We start from the raw sequence: 2,131 nt of genomic DNA on the forward strand, positions 1-2,131 counted from the left end.
CCCCTCCACCAGGCCGGATTCCCAGGCCCAGGCGGCGATCTCCACGCGGTTGCGGGCGCTCAGTTTGGTCTGCACGTTGGTCAGGTGTGTTTTCACCGTGCCCACCGAGATGGTCAGTTCGGTGGCGATCTCGGCGTTGGTGAGTCCCCTGGCCACCAGACGCACCAGGCCCTCCTCCCGTGCGGAGAGCGCGGTGTGCGGCTCGCGCGGAGCGGGCCCGGCGCTGTTGAGGCGCTGCAACAGGCGGACCGTGATGGCCGGGCTCACCAGTGCCTCGCCTGAGGCCGCCGCTCTGACGGCCTCGACGAGAAGGGCAGGGCCTGAGTCCTTGAGCAGGAAGCCGGAAGCGCCCTCACCCAGGGCGCGCTGCACGTACGCGTCGTCGTCGAACGTCGTGACGACGACGACCTTCGGCGGATGCACGGTGCCGGGGCGGGTCAGTCTGCGCAGTGCCTCAAGCCCGTCCATGCGGGGCATACGGATGTCCATCAGCACCACGTCGGGCCGGTGACGCTCGGCGAGTTCCACGGCGTGCACCCCGTCCGTGGCCTCCGCGACGACGTCGATGTCCTCCTCCGCGGCCAGGAACATCGCGAACCCGGCACGGACCATGGCCTGGTCGTCGGCGATCAGTACGCGGATCGTCACGAGGCCGCCACCCGCGCCGTGGACGCCGTGGACGCCGTGGACACCGGCGATGCCGGGAGCGTCGCCTCGACGCCCCAGCCACCGGCGGTCACCGGACCCGCCTGCACGGTTCCGCCGATCAGGCCCACCCGCTCGGCCAGGCCCTTCAGACCGAAGCCGCTGTCGGAGACGTGGCGCGGCCGTCCGTCGTCGCTGACCCGTACGGTGACCCGGTCTTCCGAGCGGCCCACGCGTACCCGCACCTCGGTGCATCCGTGGGCGTGTTTGCGTACGTTGGTGAGGGCCTCCATCACCACCCGGTGGGCGGTGGTGGTCACCTCCACCGGCAGGTCGTCGAAGGTCCCCTCCCACTCGAGCCGGGCCCGGGCGCCACCGATCGTGGAGAACTCCTCGACGAGGGTACGCACCTCGTCGATGCCCGCCAGCGGCGTCAGTGCCACTTCTCCGTCGGCGTCGCGCAGCATTCCGACCATGTGCCGCATGGAGGTCAGCGCCTCCGTTCCCGCCTGTTCGATCCGCTGGAGCGCGGGCGGCAGGAGTTCGGGCCTTCGGTCTGCCATCACCTGGGCTCCCTGTGCCTGTACGACGATGCCGGTCACGTGGTGGGCGACGAAGTCGTGCAGGTCCCTGGCGAACTCCGTGCGCTGCTCCAGTCTGAGAGCAGCCGCCCGGCGGCGCCGGTCGGCCAGGAGCAGCCGCATGCCGAGTCCGATGCCCAGCGCGGTGACCGCCGCCAGCGCGAAGAGCAGCGCCATGATGATGGTGGACTGCCTCACCGAGACCGACACGGGCCGCAGCACGATCGCCATGCACAGCAGGGGGACGGCAGCCGTCGCCCACGACGGCTGCCCTCGCCGGGCGGTGGTCAGCAGGAGCCACGCCAGCGCCGCCGGTTCGGCGAACCCCAGTGCCTGCGAGGCGGCCGGCATCTCCAGGTGCAGCCATACCGACAGGCACAGCGACACGACCGCGAGTGCGCAGGCGGTGCTCGGCAGAGCCCGGCTGCCGAGCCGGGGCGAGGCAACGACGAGACCGACGGCCAGGAGCGCGCCGACCAGCTTGGCGGGGCCGTGGTTCACGACCCAGTAGAAACCGGCCGCCCAGTCCAGCACGACGAGACCGGCCAGGCCGCCGACCAGCAGCGCCCACACCGGGACAGGCAGCACCTGCGCACGTCCGGTCCCACGGGTGGCCGTGGGTGCGGCCGTCTCGTCCGCCGCCTGTGCCATCTCTCTTACCGTCCTTCCCGCCGACCGGCCGAAAGTCGGAGTCGGCCGCGCAAGATCTGCCTTTCGCCCGATCCGCCGCGGGACGCGACGGAGAAGAGTGGTGCTCACCGGGCGGCGTTCGCCTTCCCTCACCCAAGGAGCATGTCATGGCCACGGCCCGCCTCAGGCTGGTGGGACGCCGCACGCGGCCTCCCACCGCCGGGCCCTCGGTCCCGACGGCGACCGCACAGGCCTCCGGCCCCTCCGTCCCCCCG

General features: G+C 71.9%; 2 protein-coding genes. Both read right to left on the reverse strand.

The features are described 5' to 3' along the window. Positions 1-648: response regulator (locus AB8Z75_RS33605; RefSeq protein ID WP_369208724.1), on the reverse strand; the 648-nt coding region annotated here is incomplete at its 3' end. Beyond that, positions 645-1,877, reverse strand: coding sequence for a sensor histidine kinase (locus AB8Z75_RS33610; protein ID WP_369208726.1), 1,233 nt, complete (start codon positions 1,875-1,877; stop codon positions 645-647). The genes AB8Z75_RS33605 and AB8Z75_RS33610, both read right to left, overlap by 4 nt. Between the last annotated feature and the right edge of the window lie 254 nt (positions 1,878-2,131).

The sequence above is a fragment of the Streptomyces sp. PU-14G genome (assembly GCF_041028275.1).
In the GTDB taxonomy this organism is placed as follows: Bacteria; Actinomycetota; Actinomycetes; order Streptomycetales; family Streptomycetaceae; genus Streptomyces.

What these genes read in the sequence shown, in the direction of transcription:
- AB8Z75_RS33610 (WP_369208726.1), bottom strand. Translation starts at nt 1,877, where the DNA reads ATGGCACAGGCGGCGGACGAGACGGCCGCACCCACGGCCACCCGTGGG.